The sequence below is a fragment of the Streptomyces sp. NPDC001093 genome (assembly GCF_040298985.1).
Lineage (GTDB): Bacteria > Actinomycetota > Actinomycetes > Streptomycetales > Streptomycetaceae > Streptomyces.
In genome coordinates, this window is sequence record NZ_JBEPBF010000133.1 from 1 (window position 1) to 14396 (window position 14396).

General features: G+C 73.2%; 15 protein-coding genes and 1 pseudogene. 8 read left to right on the top strand and 8 right to left on the bottom strand.

Annotated elements, in window-relative coordinates; translation table 11 throughout:
- The 3 genes and pseudogenes from ABT288_RS40790 to ABT288_RS40800 all read right to left on the bottom strand — a co-directional run.
- A pseudogene (locus tag ABT288_RS40790) lies at window positions 1-329 on the bottom strand (LCP family protein); the annotation flags it as partial.
- 331 nt (window positions 330-660) lie between these two features.
- Complete coding sequence (locus ABT288_RS40795) at window positions 661-1026, bottom strand: ArsR/SmtB family transcription factor (protein WP_351619308.1); 366 nt, start codon at window positions 1024-1026, stop codon at window positions 661-663.
- A 166-nt stretch (window positions 1027-1192) separates the two neighbouring features.
- Window positions 1193-2323, bottom strand: a complete 1131-nt coding sequence (locus ABT288_RS40800) for a TerD family protein (protein WP_351619311.1) — start codon at window positions 2321-2323, stop codon at window positions 1193-1195.
- A 257-nt stretch (window positions 2324-2580) separates the two neighbouring features.
- Between ABT288_RS40800 and ABT288_RS40805 the strand changes: the two genes are divergently transcribed.
- Complete coding sequence (locus tag ABT288_RS40805) at window positions 2581-2847, top strand: GlsB/YeaQ/YmgE family stress response membrane protein (protein WP_351619314.1); 267 nt, start codon at window positions 2581-2583, stop codon at window positions 2845-2847.
- Between the two features lie 385 nt (window positions 2848-3232).
- Here ABT288_RS40805 and ABT288_RS40810 read toward each other — a convergent pair whose 3' ends face one another.
- Window positions 3233-3994 (bottom strand): helix-turn-helix domain-containing protein, encoded by a 762-nt coding sequence (locus ABT288_RS40810; RefSeq protein ID WP_351619317.1) that lies wholly within the window; start codon window positions 3992-3994, stop codon window positions 3233-3235.
- 86 nt (window positions 3995-4080) lie between these two features.
- Between ABT288_RS40810 and ABT288_RS40815 the strand changes: the two genes are divergently transcribed.
- Window positions 4081-5079, top strand: coding sequence for an LLM class flavin-dependent oxidoreductase (locus ABT288_RS40815; RefSeq protein WP_351619320.1), 999 nt, complete (start codon window positions 4081-4083; stop codon window positions 5077-5079).
- A gap of 200 nt (window positions 5080-5279) precedes the next feature.
- Window positions 5280-5690 carry a hypothetical protein gene (locus ABT288_RS40820; RefSeq protein WP_351619322.1) on the top strand — a complete coding sequence of 137 codons (411 nt, stop codon included), beginning with the start codon at window positions 5280-5282 and terminating at the stop codon, window positions 5688-5690.
- Window positions 5691-5999: 309 nt separating this feature from the next.
- Here ABT288_RS40820 and ABT288_RS40825 read toward each other — a convergent pair whose 3' ends face one another.
- Window positions 6000-6602 (bottom strand): Rv1733c family protein, encoded by a 603-nt coding sequence (locus tag ABT288_RS40825; protein WP_351619325.1) that lies wholly within the window; start codon window positions 6600-6602, stop codon window positions 6000-6002.
- 393 nt (window positions 6603-6995) lie between these two features.
- Here ABT288_RS40825 and ABT288_RS40830 point away from each other — a divergent pair, with 393 nt between their 5' ends.
- Window positions 6996-7499: a pyridoxamine 5'-phosphate oxidase family protein gene (locus tag ABT288_RS40830; protein ID WP_351619328.1), complete on the top strand. Its 504-nt coding sequence runs from the start codon at window positions 6996-6998 to the stop codon at window positions 7497-7499.
- A 59-nt stretch (window positions 7500-7558) separates the two neighbouring features.
- On the opposite strand, the gene ABT288_RS40835 is transcribed toward ABT288_RS40830, so the two are convergent.
- Window positions 7559-8305: a TIGR03943 family putative permease subunit gene (locus ABT288_RS40835; protein ID WP_351619331.1), complete on the bottom strand. Its 747-nt coding sequence runs from the start codon at window positions 8303-8305 to the stop codon at window positions 7559-7561.
- Entirely contained in the window at window positions 8302-9342 is a 1041-nt protein-coding gene (locus ABT288_RS40840) for a permease (RefSeq protein WP_351619334.1), read from the bottom strand. The genes ABT288_RS40835 and ABT288_RS40840 overlap by 4 nt, the downstream gene beginning before the upstream one ends.
- Window positions 9343-9545: 203 nt before the next feature.
- On the opposite strand from ABT288_RS40840, the gene ABT288_RS40845 reads away from it, so the two are divergent.
- Window positions 9546-10373 (top strand): serine hydrolase, encoded by an 828-nt coding sequence (locus ABT288_RS40845; protein ID WP_351619337.1) that lies wholly within the window; start codon window positions 9546-9548, stop codon window positions 10371-10373.
- Window positions 10374-10377: 4 nt separating this feature from the next.
- Here the strand turns inward: ABT288_RS40845 and ABT288_RS40850 are convergent, their stop codons facing one another.
- Window positions 10378-11916, bottom strand: a complete 1539-nt coding sequence (locus tag ABT288_RS40850) for a nitrilase-related carbon-nitrogen hydrolase (RefSeq protein ID WP_351619340.1) — start codon at window positions 11914-11916, stop codon at window positions 10378-10380.
- A 137-nt stretch (window positions 11917-12053) separates the two neighbouring features.
- Between ABT288_RS40850 and ABT288_RS40855 the strand changes: the two genes are divergently transcribed.
- From ABT288_RS40855 to ABT288_RS40865, 3 genes are all read left to right on the top strand, one after another.
- On the top strand, window positions 12054-13295 hold the full coding sequence (locus ABT288_RS40855; protein ID WP_351619343.1) for a sensor histidine kinase: 1242 nt from the start codon (window positions 12054-12056) through the stop codon (window positions 13293-13295).
- Complete coding sequence (locus tag ABT288_RS40860) at window positions 13292-13963, top strand: response regulator (protein ID WP_351619346.1); 672 nt, start codon at window positions 13292-13294, stop codon at window positions 13961-13963. The genes ABT288_RS40855 and ABT288_RS40860 overlap by 4 nt, the downstream gene beginning before the upstream one ends.
- 142 nt (window positions 13964-14105) lie before the next feature.
- Window positions 14106-14336 (top strand): response regulator transcription factor, encoded by a 231-nt coding sequence (locus tag ABT288_RS40865; protein ID WP_351619349.1) that lies wholly within the window; start codon window positions 14106-14108, stop codon window positions 14334-14336.
- The last annotated feature ends 60 nt before the right edge of the window (window positions 14337-14396 follow it).

The window sequence follows — 14396 nt, forward strand, 5'->3', positions numbered from 1 at the left end:
AAGGCGTCGGCCTTCTCGGTGCCGCCCTTGCCGTCGAGCGCGACGCTGTTGATGTTGCCGTTCAGGTGCTGGTAGAACCACCAGCCCGCACCGGCCGTGACCACGATGATCACCGACAGGCCTATCCCGAGGATCTTCAGCACCCTCCTGCCGCGACCCACCGGACGAGCCCGGCGCCCCCGCCTGCCGCGCTCGCGCGCAGCCACCCGCGTCGCGGCCCGGCCACCCGGCCGGTGCGCCCCGTCGGGGTCGGCCGCGCGCTGTCCGGGCACCCGGGCACCACGGCTGCGCGTGGCCTGCCCGCTGGGCCCGTCCCACGGGTCGCTCATCTACCACTCCCATGAACGGTCGGGCCCGTCAGACTGGGCCGTGGGGTGTACGGCCCGGCCCGCGCGGCGATGTACGGGCGGGCGGAGCACGTCACTCCACCCTTGCTTGCGTGGTTGCGCAATCTAACAAACCTGCGGCCCGAACAGCACAGATGCACACATGATTCACAGGTGAGGCATCTCATGGAACCGCCATGCGGACCCGGGACGGTGCCGGAGCGGGAGTCTACGCGCCTTAGATAAGAGCGACATATAGTCCTAGCACAGACCCTGCACGAGAGCGTCATACAGAAGGGACCGGCACAGGGCCGGCCGCCTACGCGTGGTGCTCTCAGCCGCCGATCTTGTGCAGGCCGTGGACCGGGGCGGAGGCGTTCGCCGAGCGCACGGTCAGCTGACCCACCATCACCCGGACCACGGTCACGACGTCGGAGTCGTCGATGTAGTAGACCTGGCGACGGCCCTCGCGGCGCGCGCGGACAAGTCCGGCGAGCTTGAGCTTCGCCAGGTGCTGGCTGACCGCGGGGAGTGCTCCGCCCACCCGGTCCGCGAGACGCGTGACATCGCTCTCCCCCTGCGACAGGGCCCACATCAGATGCAGCCGGGCGGAGGAGGCGAGCAGCCCGAACGCCGCGGCAGCATCGGCGAGCAGCTCGGCGGGCGGATCCTCGAAGCCGGCGGCGCTGCTCTCCGTCACAGTCCTCTCCCGCCCCCTTGCTCGTCACAGCCGACGCACGTGCGCCCACCCAGTGTAGGCGTCCGGTTCCGGCGTCCGGGCGCCGCCGGGACGGCCCGGACGCCCTGGCCGGGACCGGCCGCATGCTCACGGGGCGGCAGGAGAGGTCCGTCTCCGTCCCGGGGACTCAGTCCTCGTAGAAGTTGTTGACCACGACCTCCGGCTCGTCGTCGTCGAACGCCTCGTTCAGCAGCGCGCCGCCGATGAGGCCTGCCGCGCCGGCGCCGATGAGCGCGCCCGTGCCGAAGCGCCGGCCGCCGCCCTGCTGATGATGGTCGTGGTCCTCGTACGGCTGGCCGTACCCCTGCTGGGGGTAGCCCTGCTGCGGGTAACCCTGTTGCGGGTAACCCTGTTGCGGATAGCCCTGCGGCACGGGCTGCGGATAGCCCTGCTGGGGCGGGGTGTAGAACGGCGGCGCCGTGGTCTGCACACGCTGCGCGCAGGCGCCGCAGACCTGGACGGGCCGGGGCACGCCCCACTGCGGTGACCAGGTCACGGTCATCGAGCCCGGGCCGTGGTTGGGGTCGAAGAAGCAGGTCACGCTGGAACTCCCGGTGGTTGGTTGCGGGGATGCGGGGAACGCCGGGGCCGGCGGGGCGGCGACCGGCGGCTTCGATGGGACGGGCGGCACAGCGGGCCCGCCGTGCGTCTGCGGTGCGGCGACCGGGTTCGCGGCCGGACTCGGGGACGTGTCCCTCAGCACGGCCACGCCGTAGTCGGTGGCGATGCCGGCGAGTCCCGAGGCGTACCCCTGGCCGACCGCGCGGAACTTCCACTGCGCGCCGTGCCGGTACAGCTCGCCGAAGACGAGCGCGGTCTCGGTCGACAGGGCGCCGGGCGCGAGGTCGTAGCGAGCCAGTTCGGTGCCGCCTTCCCGGTCGAGGACACGGATGTGCGCGCGGTGTACCTGCCCGAAGGACTGGCCGCGGCCCGCGCCCTCGTACAGCGACACGGTGAAGACGACCTTCTCGACCTCGCCCGGGACTCTGGTCAGGTCGACCTCGATCCGCTGGTCGTCGCCGTCGACCGGACTGCCGCCGCCCAGGTGGCGGACCGAACCGTCGGGGCTGCTCAGGTTGTTGAAGAAGACGAAGTGCTCGTCGGACGGCACCCGGCCCGACGGGGCGCACAGCAGCGCGCCGGCGTCCAGTTCGTACCCGGTGTTCGCCTGCCAGCCCAGCCCGACCGTCACGGCAGCCAGACCGGGGGCCTGCTTGCTCAGCGACACATTGCCGCCCTTGGTCAGGGACACACTCATCCACGTCCTCCGCAGCCGCTCACACTTTCCGTGTCCATCATGATCGACGCGCCGGAACCACTCCGGGTTCCTCGATTGCGCAATGTCTTCATCATGTAGCAGAACCTCGACGGCTCATCACCAGAGGCCCGCCGCAGGCCAACACCACTTGTCCGGCCCCCTCGACCGGCCCCTAGGCTTGCGCAAAGGGGCAATCAAGTGTCGGTCTCCGCCGCACTCGGCGCGGATCCCGACCCGACGGGAGGAACAACAACACCATGGGCTTCATCGGCTGGATCATGCTGGGCCTGTTCGCCGGAGGCATCGCCAAGATACTGCTGCCAGGCCGTGATCCCGGCGGCGTGATCGGCACCACGCTCATCGGCATCGCCGGCGCCTTTGTCGGCGGGTGGCTCTCCGCCCACTTCCTCCACCGTCCGGTGGAGAAGCACTTCTTCGACCTCTACACCTGGGGCGCGGCGATCGCCGGCTCCCTGGTGCTGCTCATCGGCTACCGCATCCTGTTCGGCAACTCACGGGACTGACCCGGCCCCTCGCGGTGGACGGCGAACGACTGCCGCGCGCGCATCCGTACCAGGCCGACGACACCCGAGCACTGCTGATGATTGGCCGGCACGGCCGCGATCCCCGCGTCTCTCGCGGTGGTGACGGCTGTGCCCGCGCCCTGCCGCGGCACGACCGGGTACGACGGTGGGCCCGGTGCGGTGGACGGCGACCGATGTGCTCCCCAGCGAGGGCAGTTTCGCGAACGGTGTCAGGAAGGCCCGGGCTTCGGGGGTGCCTTCATGCGGACGCCTCGCGATGTCGTGCGGGTCGGAGGCGGGGCCCGGACAGTAGGGGTGGGGGTGCGCGACGGCGAGCACGGTCACGCGTAAAGCGCGGGGCGGGCCGGGAGAAGACGGGCGCGGGCTAGCGGGGCCCCTGGATGTCCCAGTGCGCCGCGGCCGTCGCCAGGGCCTGCTGGGACACCGGGTCGGCCGGGAGGAACGCCTCCAGTTTCAGCTCGGCGAGGGTCACGTCGGCGGCGGTGGCGAAGGTCGTGACGGTCGTCATCAGCCGTAGGTCGCCGTACGAGGAGCGCAGGTGCAGCGGGACCGCGAAGCCCAGGTGGTCGGCGCGGTTCTCCAACTCGGGTATGTAGGCGGTGAGTTCGTCCCGCAGCTCGGGCAGGTGGCCGAGGCGGGCCAGGATGTGCCGGGACCACTCGGCGAGATTGGCGATCCGCGGGGCCAGACCCCGCGGATGCAGTGCGAGCCGGTAGACGTTCGTGCACGGGCCGACGAGTTCCGGGGCCACGCCCTCGGTGAGCACGTCGAACGCCTCGTTCGCGGCGACCAGATCACCGCCGCGGTCCACGACCAGTGCCGGATACGGCAGGTGCCCGCGCAGGATGTGGTCGATCGCCGTACGCACCGGGGCCAGCTCGGGGCCGTCGAGGGAGCTCTCGGGGTAGGCGGGCGCGTACCCGGCCGCCAGCAGCAGCTCGTTGCGTTCGCGCAGCGGCAGTTCCAGCGAGTCCGCCAGGCGTACGACCATGGTGCGGCCGGGGACGGATCGGCCGGACTCGATGAAGCTCAGGTGGCGCTGTGTGGTGCCCGCCCGCAGGGCCAGGTCGAGCTGGCTGAGGTGACGGCTGGTCCGGTGGGCGCGCAGCGCGCGGGGGAAGTCCACGCGCCCGTTCTAGCGCCCGGAGCGGCGTTCCGGCCATTCCCCGGGGGGAATTGTCGCGCCGCGGCCCGGGCCGGAGCATCGTCGGCATGGACATCGGCGTACTCCTTCCGACCGGCACCGCGCAGTGGGGTCCGGGCGACGGCCCGCGTGAGCTGGTGGCCTTCGGCCGCCGGGCCGAGCGCCTGGGCTTCTCCTCCGTCTTCGTCAACGACTCCCTGGTGAGCCCGCGCATCGAGGCACTGACGATGCTCGCCGCGCTCGCCCCGGTGACCGAGACCGTGACACTGGGCACGGCGGCCCTGTTGCCGTTCCTGCGCCGGCCGGTGCAGACCGCGCAGACCCTGGCCTCCCTCGACCTGCTGTCCGGCGGCCGGCTCACCGTGGCCGTCGGCGCGGGGTTCCCCGGCCGCTTCGGACGGCCCCTGTACGACCTGTCCGAGGTGCCATGGGCACGCCGCTTCGCCCGGCTGGACGAGACCGTCGCGCTGTGGCGGGCCCTGTGGAGCGGCGCGGACTCCTTCCATGGCGAGATCCTCCGGTTCGACGGCCTCCCGCCGGCGACCGCGCCGCACCGTACCGGCGGGCCGCCGGTCTGGCTCGGCGGCGGAACCCCGGCGGCGCAGGACCGCACCGGCCGGCTGTACGACGGCTGGCTCCCGTATCCGCCCGACCCGGCCGACTACGCCTCCGGCCTGCTGAACGTGCGCACGGCGGCGGCCGGGGCGGGGCGCCCGGCGCAGGACGTCACGCCGGCGCTCTTCGTCTCCGTACGGGTCGACGAAGCCGGCGAGGACGGCGCCCGGCACGGCATGGAGGCGTACGCGCGGGCCGTCTACGGCATGCCGCTGTCGGAGCTGGAACGGATCCAGGCGGTCGTCGCCGGCTCCGCCGAGCAGGTGCATGCCCAGCTCACCCGGTTCGTCGAGGCCGGGGCCCGGCACCTCGTCGTCCGCCCGGGCGCCCTGGGCCTGGCCTCCCAGCGCGACCAGCTCGAACGGGTCGCCGGCCTGATCCCGGCGCTCACGGCGTCGGCTGCGGCCGCCGCGCCGCTGGTGCCGGGCGCCCAGCGGGGCACGGTGGCCTGAGCAGCACACTCCGCGCATGCTCCGGGCACTCACTTGCACCCTTCGGACGGCCCGTGGGGACAGCCAGGCCACTTTTCATCCCTACGGGTGAATCGACGGATGGATGTTCCGGACTCTTCCCGCTCCGTGCGGGGTGCTGAGCGACGCGGCCCCGACGCCACGACAGGGCCCGGCCGTACGGAGGACAGGGGGCGGGACGTATGGGTGTCTTCGCTCTGTGCGCGTGGCTGCTGACCGCCGGGTTCGGCGGATACCTCGCCACGGTGTGGGTGCGGTACGGCGGACTGCGGCAGCGCACGCCCGGTGTGACGCGGCTGCCGCTGTGGCTCGTGCTCGGGCACGTGGCCCTCGCCGTGGCCGGACTCGCCGCCTGGACCGCCTATGTGGTGGGAGGGGTGCGGAGTTCGGCCTGGGCCGCGTGCGCGGTCGTGCTGATCGTGGCCGCGTTCGGCTTCATGATGCCGCTGCGCCGGCTGCCCAGTTCCGGGCGCCACTCCCACGGGGACGCCACGGCCGAGCGGCACTTCCCGCTCACGGCCGTGGTCGCCCACGGCACGACCGCCGGTGCCACCGTGCTGCTGGTGCTCCTCGTCGTCCTGCACAAGACCTGACCGGTCGTGCCGCGGGGGGCGCGAGGGGGAGTCCGGAGCCCATGCCGATCACCGCGCCGCCCGAGGGCTCCTGGGGCCTGGTGGGACGACGGTTTCCGTGGTGTGCTGGTATCGGCGGGAAGGACCGAGAACAGACGCGGGGAAGCGGCCCGGAGCCGTGCACCGCGCAATCCGGATCCGCGAGAAGCGGGTGGCCCTTCCCGCCCTGTCGCGCTGCCGCCCTGTCGCCCCGGCTCCTCGCGCGCCCCGTCTCCCCGCCCGGCCGCACCACGTGTCCGGCGCCTGGGCGCAGTCCCTGGTGTCGTGTGCTCAGCCTCGTCCGCCGCTGAGGTTCCCCCACCGGGGGCCGATCTGCTTCCACTCCTCGTCCCACTCGGCCATGCGCCGCTTGATCAGCCGGCTGCGCACCACCCAGCCCGCGCCCCAGACCGCCGCGCCGGCCGAGGGGCCGACAAGGGCGCCGGTGAGGGCCGCCTGCAGATCGGCGGCAGCTCCGGTGACGGGCGCGGAGACCACGTGGCCCGCGCGGTTGGTCCACACGGTCACCTGGGACCCGGTGGGGGCGCCCGGAAGGACCTTCGCCCGGTCGGTGTGCACGGTGCCGTGTGCGTCGGTCCAGCGCACGGTGGCCCACACCCGCCCGTCGTCGTAGCCGGTCCCGGAGGCCGGGGTCCGCGCCGCACCGTCGGTGACCACGGCGGACACGGAGTGCACCTGGGCCTGCCGCGCGGAGAACGCCGCGCCGGCGGTCTGGGCCGCCACGAAACCGGCGGCGGCTCCGCCGAGAACGGCGAGCACCCAGGTCACGAGGACGATCCAGGCCTCGACGGCGTCGCTGTGCCGCCGCAGCGGATTGCGTCGCCAGCGCCACAGCCGTACCTGGGTGACCGTCGTGGGAGGTGTCCGGTTCATCCTCACCGCCTCCTCTCGCACACCGGCGGCTTCGCCGCACCCACTCCGCGTGTCCCTCGCCGGGCGGGCGGCGGGCGGGCCCGGGGCGGTCTCCCGGACCCGGCCGTCGAGTGTCACCACACCATCGTGCACCTCAATGCGGACCGAGGCGGGGTGAGTACGGAAGAGGCTCATGACGACTTCTCGCCCGTCCCCGCCGACCGGCGGAGTCGGGACGTCCGGCCCTGCCGCCGTGGGCCGAAGGACACTGGGTCGGACAAAGGGGGAGGGGTGACAGTGGGGATCAGGAGCGGCGCCGATTCCCCCGCGGTGTCGCTCCGCCCCCGGATTGCCGCCGCGCGGGCCCAGGCCTGTGAAGGCGGGGAGAGTCACACACCCGCGAAGAAGCCAGCCATGATCCGTAACGGCAAGCCGAAGCACCGGCGCATCGACCTCGACCCGGTCGAAGCGCTGCGGCTGCTGGACAGCGTGTCCCTGGGGCGGATCGTCTTCACGCGGCAGGCACTGCCCACCGTCCGCCCGGTCAATCACATCATCGACGACGGCGACATCGTGATCCGCACCCACGACGGCGCCGCGCTGACCGCGCACACGCAGCAGGGCGGAGGCGAGGGCGTGGTGGTCGCCTACGAGGCCGACGTGATCGACCCGGACACGCATCTCGGCTGGAGCGTGGTGGTCACCGGCTACGCCCGGCTCGTCACGGACCCCGCGGACCTGGCCCGGGTCCGGACGCTGCTCACCCCCTGGGCGCCGCAGGAGGGCGCGGACCAGGCCGTGCGCATCCGCCCCTCCCTGGTGACGGGCGTGCTCCTCACCGACACACCGGCCGTGCCCGCGACGGGCTCCGCGCGGCCGGCACCCTGGATGCCCGGGTCGTTGCGGTACGACGGCTAGGGCCTGGCGTCGAACTCCCTCCGGAGCCTTCGGCCGGGGCCCTGAGCACGCACCTGCGCCTAGGACGGTGTGAGCGGCAGGTCGTCGGTGTAGGCGTTCACGGGCTGGGCGATGGGGTGGGCGTCCCGGGCGTCGAGCGCGGCCTGCGCGGTCCTCGTGCCGAGGGTGCCCCGGGGGTGCCAGGTGCCGCTCACCGCGAGCCAGGTGTTCGCGGGCGGGGCCTCGGCGCCGTACACGCGGATCTTGACGGTCTGGGAGTCCGCCGCACAGCACGTGAAGATGATGCGGGTCAGGAACCAGCCGTCGCCGTCCTCGGCCGGGGTGACGAAGCCCGTGAGCTGGACGAGCCTGGTCCTGATGGCCCGGCTGGGGTCCTGTTGGACGCGCTTGGTGAAGTCGGTGAGGGTCAGGGGCAGCGGTGAGGTCGAGGGCAGCGGCGCGAATCCTTTCTGCACGGCGACCGGCTTGGCGTTCGAGCGTGCAGCGGTGTACGCGCCGAGGGCGGGCGGAGCGTAGCAGAGCAGGCTGATCGCCGGGAGGAACAGCAGCCAGGCGATGCGCGGGGCGCCGGAGTGGTCGTGGCCGTGTTCGTCCTCGGGGTCGTGGTCGTCTTGGGCGGCGTGCCCCGGTGCGCCCCGTGCGGCCGCCGTGGCCAGGCCGAGCAGCAGGAGGACCACGCCGGAGGCGATCAGCGGTGGCCGCAGACCGGCCTTGACGTAGCGCAGGTAGGTGTCGGTGAAGAGGGCCGTGTGCAGCAGGCCGATGCCGGTCAGGGTCAGCAGCAGGGTCTGGACCGGGCGTTTCACAGCAGCGCGCCTCCGATCAGCACGCTCGCGGCGACCGCCACAAGGGTGGTGGCCGTCGAGAACCGCCAGGCGAAGGCCCGTCCGAAGGTGCCCGCCTGAAGGGCGATCAGCTTCAGGTCGACCATCGGCCCGACGACCATGAACGCGAGCCGGGCGGCCGGGGAGAAACCGGTGAGCGAGGCGGCGACGAAGGCGTCGGCCTCCGAGCAGACCGCCAGCAGTACGGCGAGCCCGGCCAGGAAGAGCACCGAGAGCCAGGGTGAGCCGGAGAAGGCGTCGAGGACGGAGCGCGGCACCGCGACGTTGAAGGTGGCGGCGGCCATGGCGCCGAGGACGAGGAAGCCGCCGGCGTGCAGGAAGTCGTGCCGGAAGCCGAGCCGGAACTCGTGCAGGCGGCTGCGGCCGTGCCGGTGGCCGGTGTGCCGGTTTCTCAGCACCGGCCGCAGCCACTTCTCCTTGCCCAGCCAGAGCCAGAGCCAGCCCATCACGGCCGCCGTGGCGAGGGAGGCGAGCAGCCGGGCGGCGACCATCGCGGGGTCGCCGGGGAAGGCGACGGCGGTGGCGGTCAGCACGACGGGGTTGATGGCGGGCGCGGAGAGCAGGAAGGCGAAGGCGGCGGCCGGGGTGACCCCGCGCCGGATCAGGCTGTGGGCGACGGGCACGGAGGCGCACTCGCACCCGGGCAGCACCGCGCCCGCGGCGCCGGCGACGGGCACGGCGAGAGCGGGCCGCTTCGGCAGGACCCTCGTGAACAGGTCGGCCGGCACGAAGGCGTTGATCGCGCCGGACAGGGCGGTGCCGAGAAGCAGGAAGGGGAGTGCCTGGACGGTGATGGCGAGGCACACGGTGCGCCAGGCCTGGACGGCGGGCCGGTTCAGCCACTGGGGGCCGACGAGGACGAGCACGGCTAGGGCACCGAGCGCGATCACGAGGGCGGCAGCGAGCGGCCACGGCCGGATGCGCCGTACGGACGGCGAACCGACGGGGACGACGGTCACACCCTCGGCCGCGCCAACCAGTTCATCCGTTTTTTCCATGACCACTCCGGATGTCGGTGTCCGGCCGACGTTAAGCGAGGCGTGTGGTCCAGCCGCGCGTACACGCCGCCGCATGACCGAACCGGACGTGGCAATGCGTCCCATCGGCGGCGCCGGTGGCTCTTCTCACAATTCGCCATGAACAGGCCTGAAGGTGACCGCTGCCACGTCGCCGGGGGCACGGTTTGTCTACGTTCGACGCCATGCCGTCTTACCTTCTCCTCACCTTCGCGCGCACACGGGCCGGTGCCCTGCTGGCCTCGGCCGCGGCCCTCGCCTCCGTGGGCGCACTGCACCCGGCACCGGCCGCGGCCGCTTCGGCCCCCGCGCAGACCGCCTCTGCGCACGCCACGGCCGCCGTGCTCGACCTGGACGGAGCCGGCCGCACGCCGGTGCTGCACGGGCAGGACAGCGCGTACGACACCGCCAGCATCGTCAAGGTCGACATCCTCGCGGCGCTGCTGCTCCAGGCGCAGGACGCGGGACGCCGGCTCACCGCCGATGAGCGCGGCCACGCCGAGCCGATGATCCGGCGCAGCGACAACACGGCGGCCGACGCGCTCTGGCGGGAGATCGGCCAGGCCTCCGGGCTGGCGGCGGCCAACAAGCGGCTGGGGCTGACCTCGACCACGGGTGGGCCGGGCGTGAAGTGGGGGCTGACCCGGACCACCGCGAGCGACCAGATACGGCTGATGCGGGCCGTGTTCGACGGCGACACGGCGGCGCGGCCCGGCTCCACCGCGAAGTCCGCCCTCGGCGCGCAGTCCCGGACCTACATCCGCACCCTCATGGGCCAGGTCGTCCCCGAGCAGACCTGGGGCGTCTCGGCCGTCGGCGGCTCCGGCACCCCGCGGGCACTGAAGAACGGCTGGCTGCAGCGCAACACCTCCGGCCTCTGGGACGTGAACAGTGTCGGCCAGGTCACCGTGAAGGGCCACCGCTGCCTCGTGGCGGTGCTGTCGAACGGCAGCGCCTCGATGAGTGACGGGATCTCCCTGGTCGAGCGGACGGCGCGCTCGGCGGTCGCCTGACGCCTCAGCGGTCCCCCGGGCGCCGGGGCCGGACGACGGCGGTGACCGTGAGCGAGACGAGCGCGGCCAGGCAGAGCCAGGCGAAGGTGTCGCCGATGCGGTCGTAGACCGTGATGACGCCGCGCACGGGAACGTAGGCCACCATGGTCTGCCGGTCGGTCGCGAAGTAGTCCGAGGTGGCGAGTACATGTCCCTCGGCGTCGTAGGCGGCCGAGAACCCTTCCGCGTCCTGCCGGATCAGGGCGTAGCCGTTCTCGACGGCGCGCAGGCCCGCCTTGTCGGTGTGCGCGGCGCCGTACTCCTTCCAGTCGTGCGAGGGGACCAGCATGATGTCGGCCCGGGTGCGCATCAGGGCCGGGAAGTCGGCGTCGTAGCAGATGACGTTGGCGAGGCGGCCGTACGGTGTGCGGACGACGGGGACATGGCCGTCGCCGGGCTTGAAGCGCTCGGAACCGGGGATGGGATGGGCCTTCTGGTAGGTCCAGAGCACCTTGCCACGGGGGTCGATGAGCAGGGCCTCGTCGCGCCCGTAGGCGGGCGGGGTGGTGCTGTAGACGCGGACTCCGATCTCCAGGTAGACGCCCGAGCGGCGGGCCTGCCGCTGTGCGGCGGCGATGGCGGCGGCCTCGTCCGGCTCCCGGGTCCGGACGGCGTTCTCCGGCCAGATCACGATCTTCGCACCGGCGGCGGCCTCGCGGCGGGTGGCCGCGAGCAGGTCGTCCTCGACCGCGGTCATCGCGGGCCGCACCGCGGCGGCGGGGGCGGCGGCCACTCCGCCCGGCCCGTTGCCGAACCGGGCGAGCGTGGCCTTGAGCGTGTCGGTGGCGCCGCGAGCGGGGGTGACGCCGGCGATGCGTACGGTCGCGCCCTGCGGCGGGAAGAAGGCCGGGCGGGCACCGCCGGCGAGCAGCACACCGAGCAGGACGGCCGTGCAGACCAGGCCGCCGCGCCAAGAGGCGTGCTCCCAGAGGCGGTTGACGGTGCTCGCGACGTAGGCGATCAGGAAGCCGATGCCCCACGGGCCGGTCACCGAGACGACCTGGAGGAGCGGGAGGTCTCCGTGCTGGGTGACGGCGAGGGAGCCGTACGCCGTGCCGAACGGGGACACCTGGGTGATCAGGAACTCCACGGCGGCCACACCGGCCGGGAAGACGAGGGACGCGGCCGCCGGGTGCAGGCGGACCCGCACCAGCCGGTCGGCGACGAACGGCAGTGTCTGCAGGGCGGCCAGGGCGAGGGCCCCCGCGAGCACCACGGGGTTGAACCCGATCGCCGACTCCTGGATCCAGAAGACGGCCGCCGCGAGGTGCGCCGCCCAGGTCCACAGTGCGCCCGTCCAGGCACGGCACAGGCGGGTGAAGCGCAGCAGCAGGACGGGGAAGATCCAGGCGGCGGCAGCGATGTCCCACCGGCCGCCGACCGCGAAGAGCATCGCGGCGGTGGCGAGCGGCAGCAGGGGCCAGGCACGCTTGCGGGAAGGTGCTCGCCGTCGGGGCTGGTCCGTCGTCGGCCGGGGCGGGGGCTGTACGGCTGTGTTCGACATGTCCGGGACGCTAGGGCGGGCCGGCCCGGCGGCGCCTCGGGCCCGATGCCGATCCTGGGAGGTGCCGGCGCACCTTTCGATGCGCGCCCTGCGGAGGATCCGCCGCGCTCGCGTGTCGTCTAGCCTGACGGACCGAGATGAGCGCCCAGATGATCGCCCTGCCCCGGGCCGTACAACGCGGGCTCGCCGACCGGCCGCGACTGACCGACGCCGTGTGGGTCGGCGGGCTCACCCTGTTCGACATGGCCACGGTGCTGGACCGAACGCCCGCGCCGCCCGCCTGGGGCGTGGCGCTGTGGGGCGCGCAGACCGTGCCGCTGCTGTGGCGGCGGACGGCGCCGCGTGCCGTGCTCGTCGCGATGACCGTCCTGTACGTGCTGTTCCAGGCGCTCGGCCCGATCCCGTCGAAGGTGCCCGGACCGTTCCTGCTGATGCTCGGTGTCTATGCCGTGGCCCGGTACACGCCCGCCGCGGGGAGTGTGCCACTGACCCTGCTCAGCCTCGCCTCGGCCGCCGTCACGGACGCACTGACCGGGCACTGGGAGCCGCCGCGGCTCGGTTCGCTGGAGCCCATCAGCCTCACGACGTTCGGGTTCTTCTTCGCCCTGGCCTGGCTGCTGGGGTACGGGCGGCGCCGGATCGACGCCGACGCGGCCCGGCTGCGCGAGCTGAACCGGCGGCTCGCGGCCGAGCGGGAACTCAACGCGCGCCAGGCCGTGCTCACCGAGCGCGCCCGTATCGCCCGCGATCTCCACGACGTCGTCGCCCATCACGTCAGCGCCATCGCCCTCCAGGCGCGGGCCGCCGAGGACGTGCTCACCTCCGGGCCGCTCCAGCCCGAGGAGGCCGCGCACGGGGTCGGGGTCATCGCTCGGACCGCCGACACGGCGCTCGCAGAGATGCGACGGCTGCTGGGGCTGCTGTCCTTCGGCGAACGGGAACTCGCGCCCGAGCCGTCCCTCGCCCGTCTCGACCGGCTCGTGGGTGTCGCGGCCTCCGCGGGGTGCCGGGTCACCTGCGCCGTCGAGGTGGACGGACCGACGGCGCCGCCCGCCGGGATGCAGGTCTCGGCCTACCGGATCGTCCAGGAGGCGCTGACGAACGTGGTCAAGCACGCCGGTCCGGTCGCCGTACGGATCGCCGTGCGCGGTGACGACGCCCGCCTCGCGGTCGAGGTCGAGAACGACCCGCCGGTCGCGGGCCACCGGCCGGTGCCCGGCGCCGGGCGGGGGCTCGTCGGGATGCGGGAGCGTGTCGCGGCCTTCGACGGCGAGCTGGACGCCGGTCGGCGCCCGGACGGCGGCTGGCGACTGCGTGCGGTGCTGTCCGCGCGGGCGGCCGACGCGGCCCGGTCTCATGCGGCACAGGGGGACCGATGACCGTACGCGTGCTGGTGGTCGACGACCAGGAGATCGTGCGGACCGCGCTGCGGCTCGTCATCGACCGGCGCGAGGGGCTGTCGGTCGTCGGTGAGGCGGGCGACGGCGAGGAGGCGGTCGCCCTGGCCGTGGCGCTCCGTCCGGACGTGGTGCTGATGGACGTCCGCATGCCGGGCACGACCGGTGTGGAGGCGACCCGGCGGATCGTGCGGGAGTGGCCGGGTCCGGGGCCGGTGCCGCGCGTGCTGGTGCTGACCACCTTCGACCTGGACGAATACGTTCACGCGGCCCTGCGTGCCGGGGCCGTGGGCTTCCTGCTGAAGAACAGCCGGCCCGAACAGCTCGCCGAGGCCCTCCGCGCGGCGGCCGACGGCGAGTCCGTCCTCGCCCCGACCGTCACCCGGCGCCTCATCGACACCGTCACCGCGCTGCCGCCCGCGCTTCTGCCGGCGGCACCCGTGCCCGTACCGGCGGACGTCTCGCTGACCGAGCGGGAGATCCAGGTCCTGGTGCTTCTCGCGCGTGGCCTGTCCAACGCCAGGATCGCCGCGGACCTGGGTCTGAGCGAGGCGACGGTGAAGAGCCGGGTCAACCGCATCCTGACCAGGCTGGGCCTGGAGAACCGGGTCCAGGCGGCCCTGTACGCCCATCGGGCGGGTCTCGCCTGACGTCCACTGGTTCACATCACTCCCCCTCCCTGTGACGCGCCTGTGACAGTCGGCGGACACGGTCATGACGTCCTGCGAGCAATCTGAAGAAACAAGGGCAAATCGCCCTAAACGGCCAGATCCCTCGCCGGAGGACAGCACCATGAGCGCCACTCTCGCCACGCCGCACACCGAAGCCCCCGCCCCCGCGCTGGCTCCGCGCGAGCGGGAGACGCTCCGGCACATCGCCGCCGGCCGCACCTATCTCCAGACCGCCCGCCACATGGGACTGTCCACCCACACCGTGGACGCCTACCTGCGCCGCATCCGCGCCAAGCTCAACATCACCAACACCGCCGAGCTGACCCGTATGGCCATCGCCCTGGGCCTGTGACCCGCGCCGGACGCGTGGGGGGTGGCGGAGGGAGCAGCAGCCCACGGGGGGAGGATCCGT

What these genes read in the sequence shown, in the direction of transcription:
- ABT288_RS40800 (WP_351619311.1), bottom strand. Translation starts at nt 2,323, where the DNA reads ATGAGTGTGTCCCTGACCAAGGGCGGCAATGTGTCGCTGAGCAAGCAG.
- ABT288_RS40805 (WP_351619314.1), top strand. Translation starts at nt 2,581, where the DNA reads ATGGGCTTCATCGGCTGGATCATGCTGGGCCTGTTCGCCGGAGGCATC.
- ABT288_RS40815 (WP_351619320.1), top strand. Translation starts at nt 4,081, where the DNA reads ATGGACATCGGCGTACTCCTTCCGACCGGCACCGCGCAGTGGGGTCCG.
- ABT288_RS40820 (WP_351619322.1), top strand. Translation starts at nt 5,280, where the DNA reads ATGGGTGTCTTCGCTCTGTGCGCGTGGCTGCTGACCGCCGGGTTCGGC.
- ABT288_RS40825 (WP_351619325.1), bottom strand. Translation starts at nt 6,602, where the DNA reads ATGAACCGGACACCTCCCACGACGGTCACCCAGGTACGGCTGTGGCGC.
- ABT288_RS40830 (WP_351619328.1), top strand. Translation starts at nt 6,996, where the DNA reads ATGATCCGTAACGGCAAGCCGAAGCACCGGCGCATCGACCTCGACCCG.
- ABT288_RS40840 (WP_351619334.1), bottom strand. Translation starts at nt 9,342, where the DNA reads ATGGAAAAAACGGATGAACTGGTTGGCGCGGCCGAGGGTGTGACCGTC.
- ABT288_RS40845 (WP_351619337.1), top strand. Translation starts at nt 9,546, where the DNA reads ATGCCGTCTTACCTTCTCCTCACCTTCGCGCGCACACGGGCCGGTGCC.
- ABT288_RS40850 (WP_351619340.1), bottom strand. Translation starts at nt 11,916, where the DNA reads ATGTCGAACACAGCCGTACAGCCCCCGCCCCGGCCGACGACGGACCAG.
- ABT288_RS40855 (WP_351619343.1), top strand. Translation starts at nt 12,054, where the DNA reads ATGAGCGCCCAGATGATCGCCCTGCCCCGGGCCGTACAACGCGGGCTC.
- ABT288_RS40860 (WP_351619346.1), top strand. Translation starts at nt 13,292, where the DNA reads ATGACCGTACGCGTGCTGGTGGTCGACGACCAGGAGATCGTGCGGACC.
- ABT288_RS40865 (WP_351619349.1), top strand. Translation starts at nt 14,106, where the DNA reads ATGAGCGCCACTCTCGCCACGCCGCACACCGAAGCCCCCGCCCCCGCG.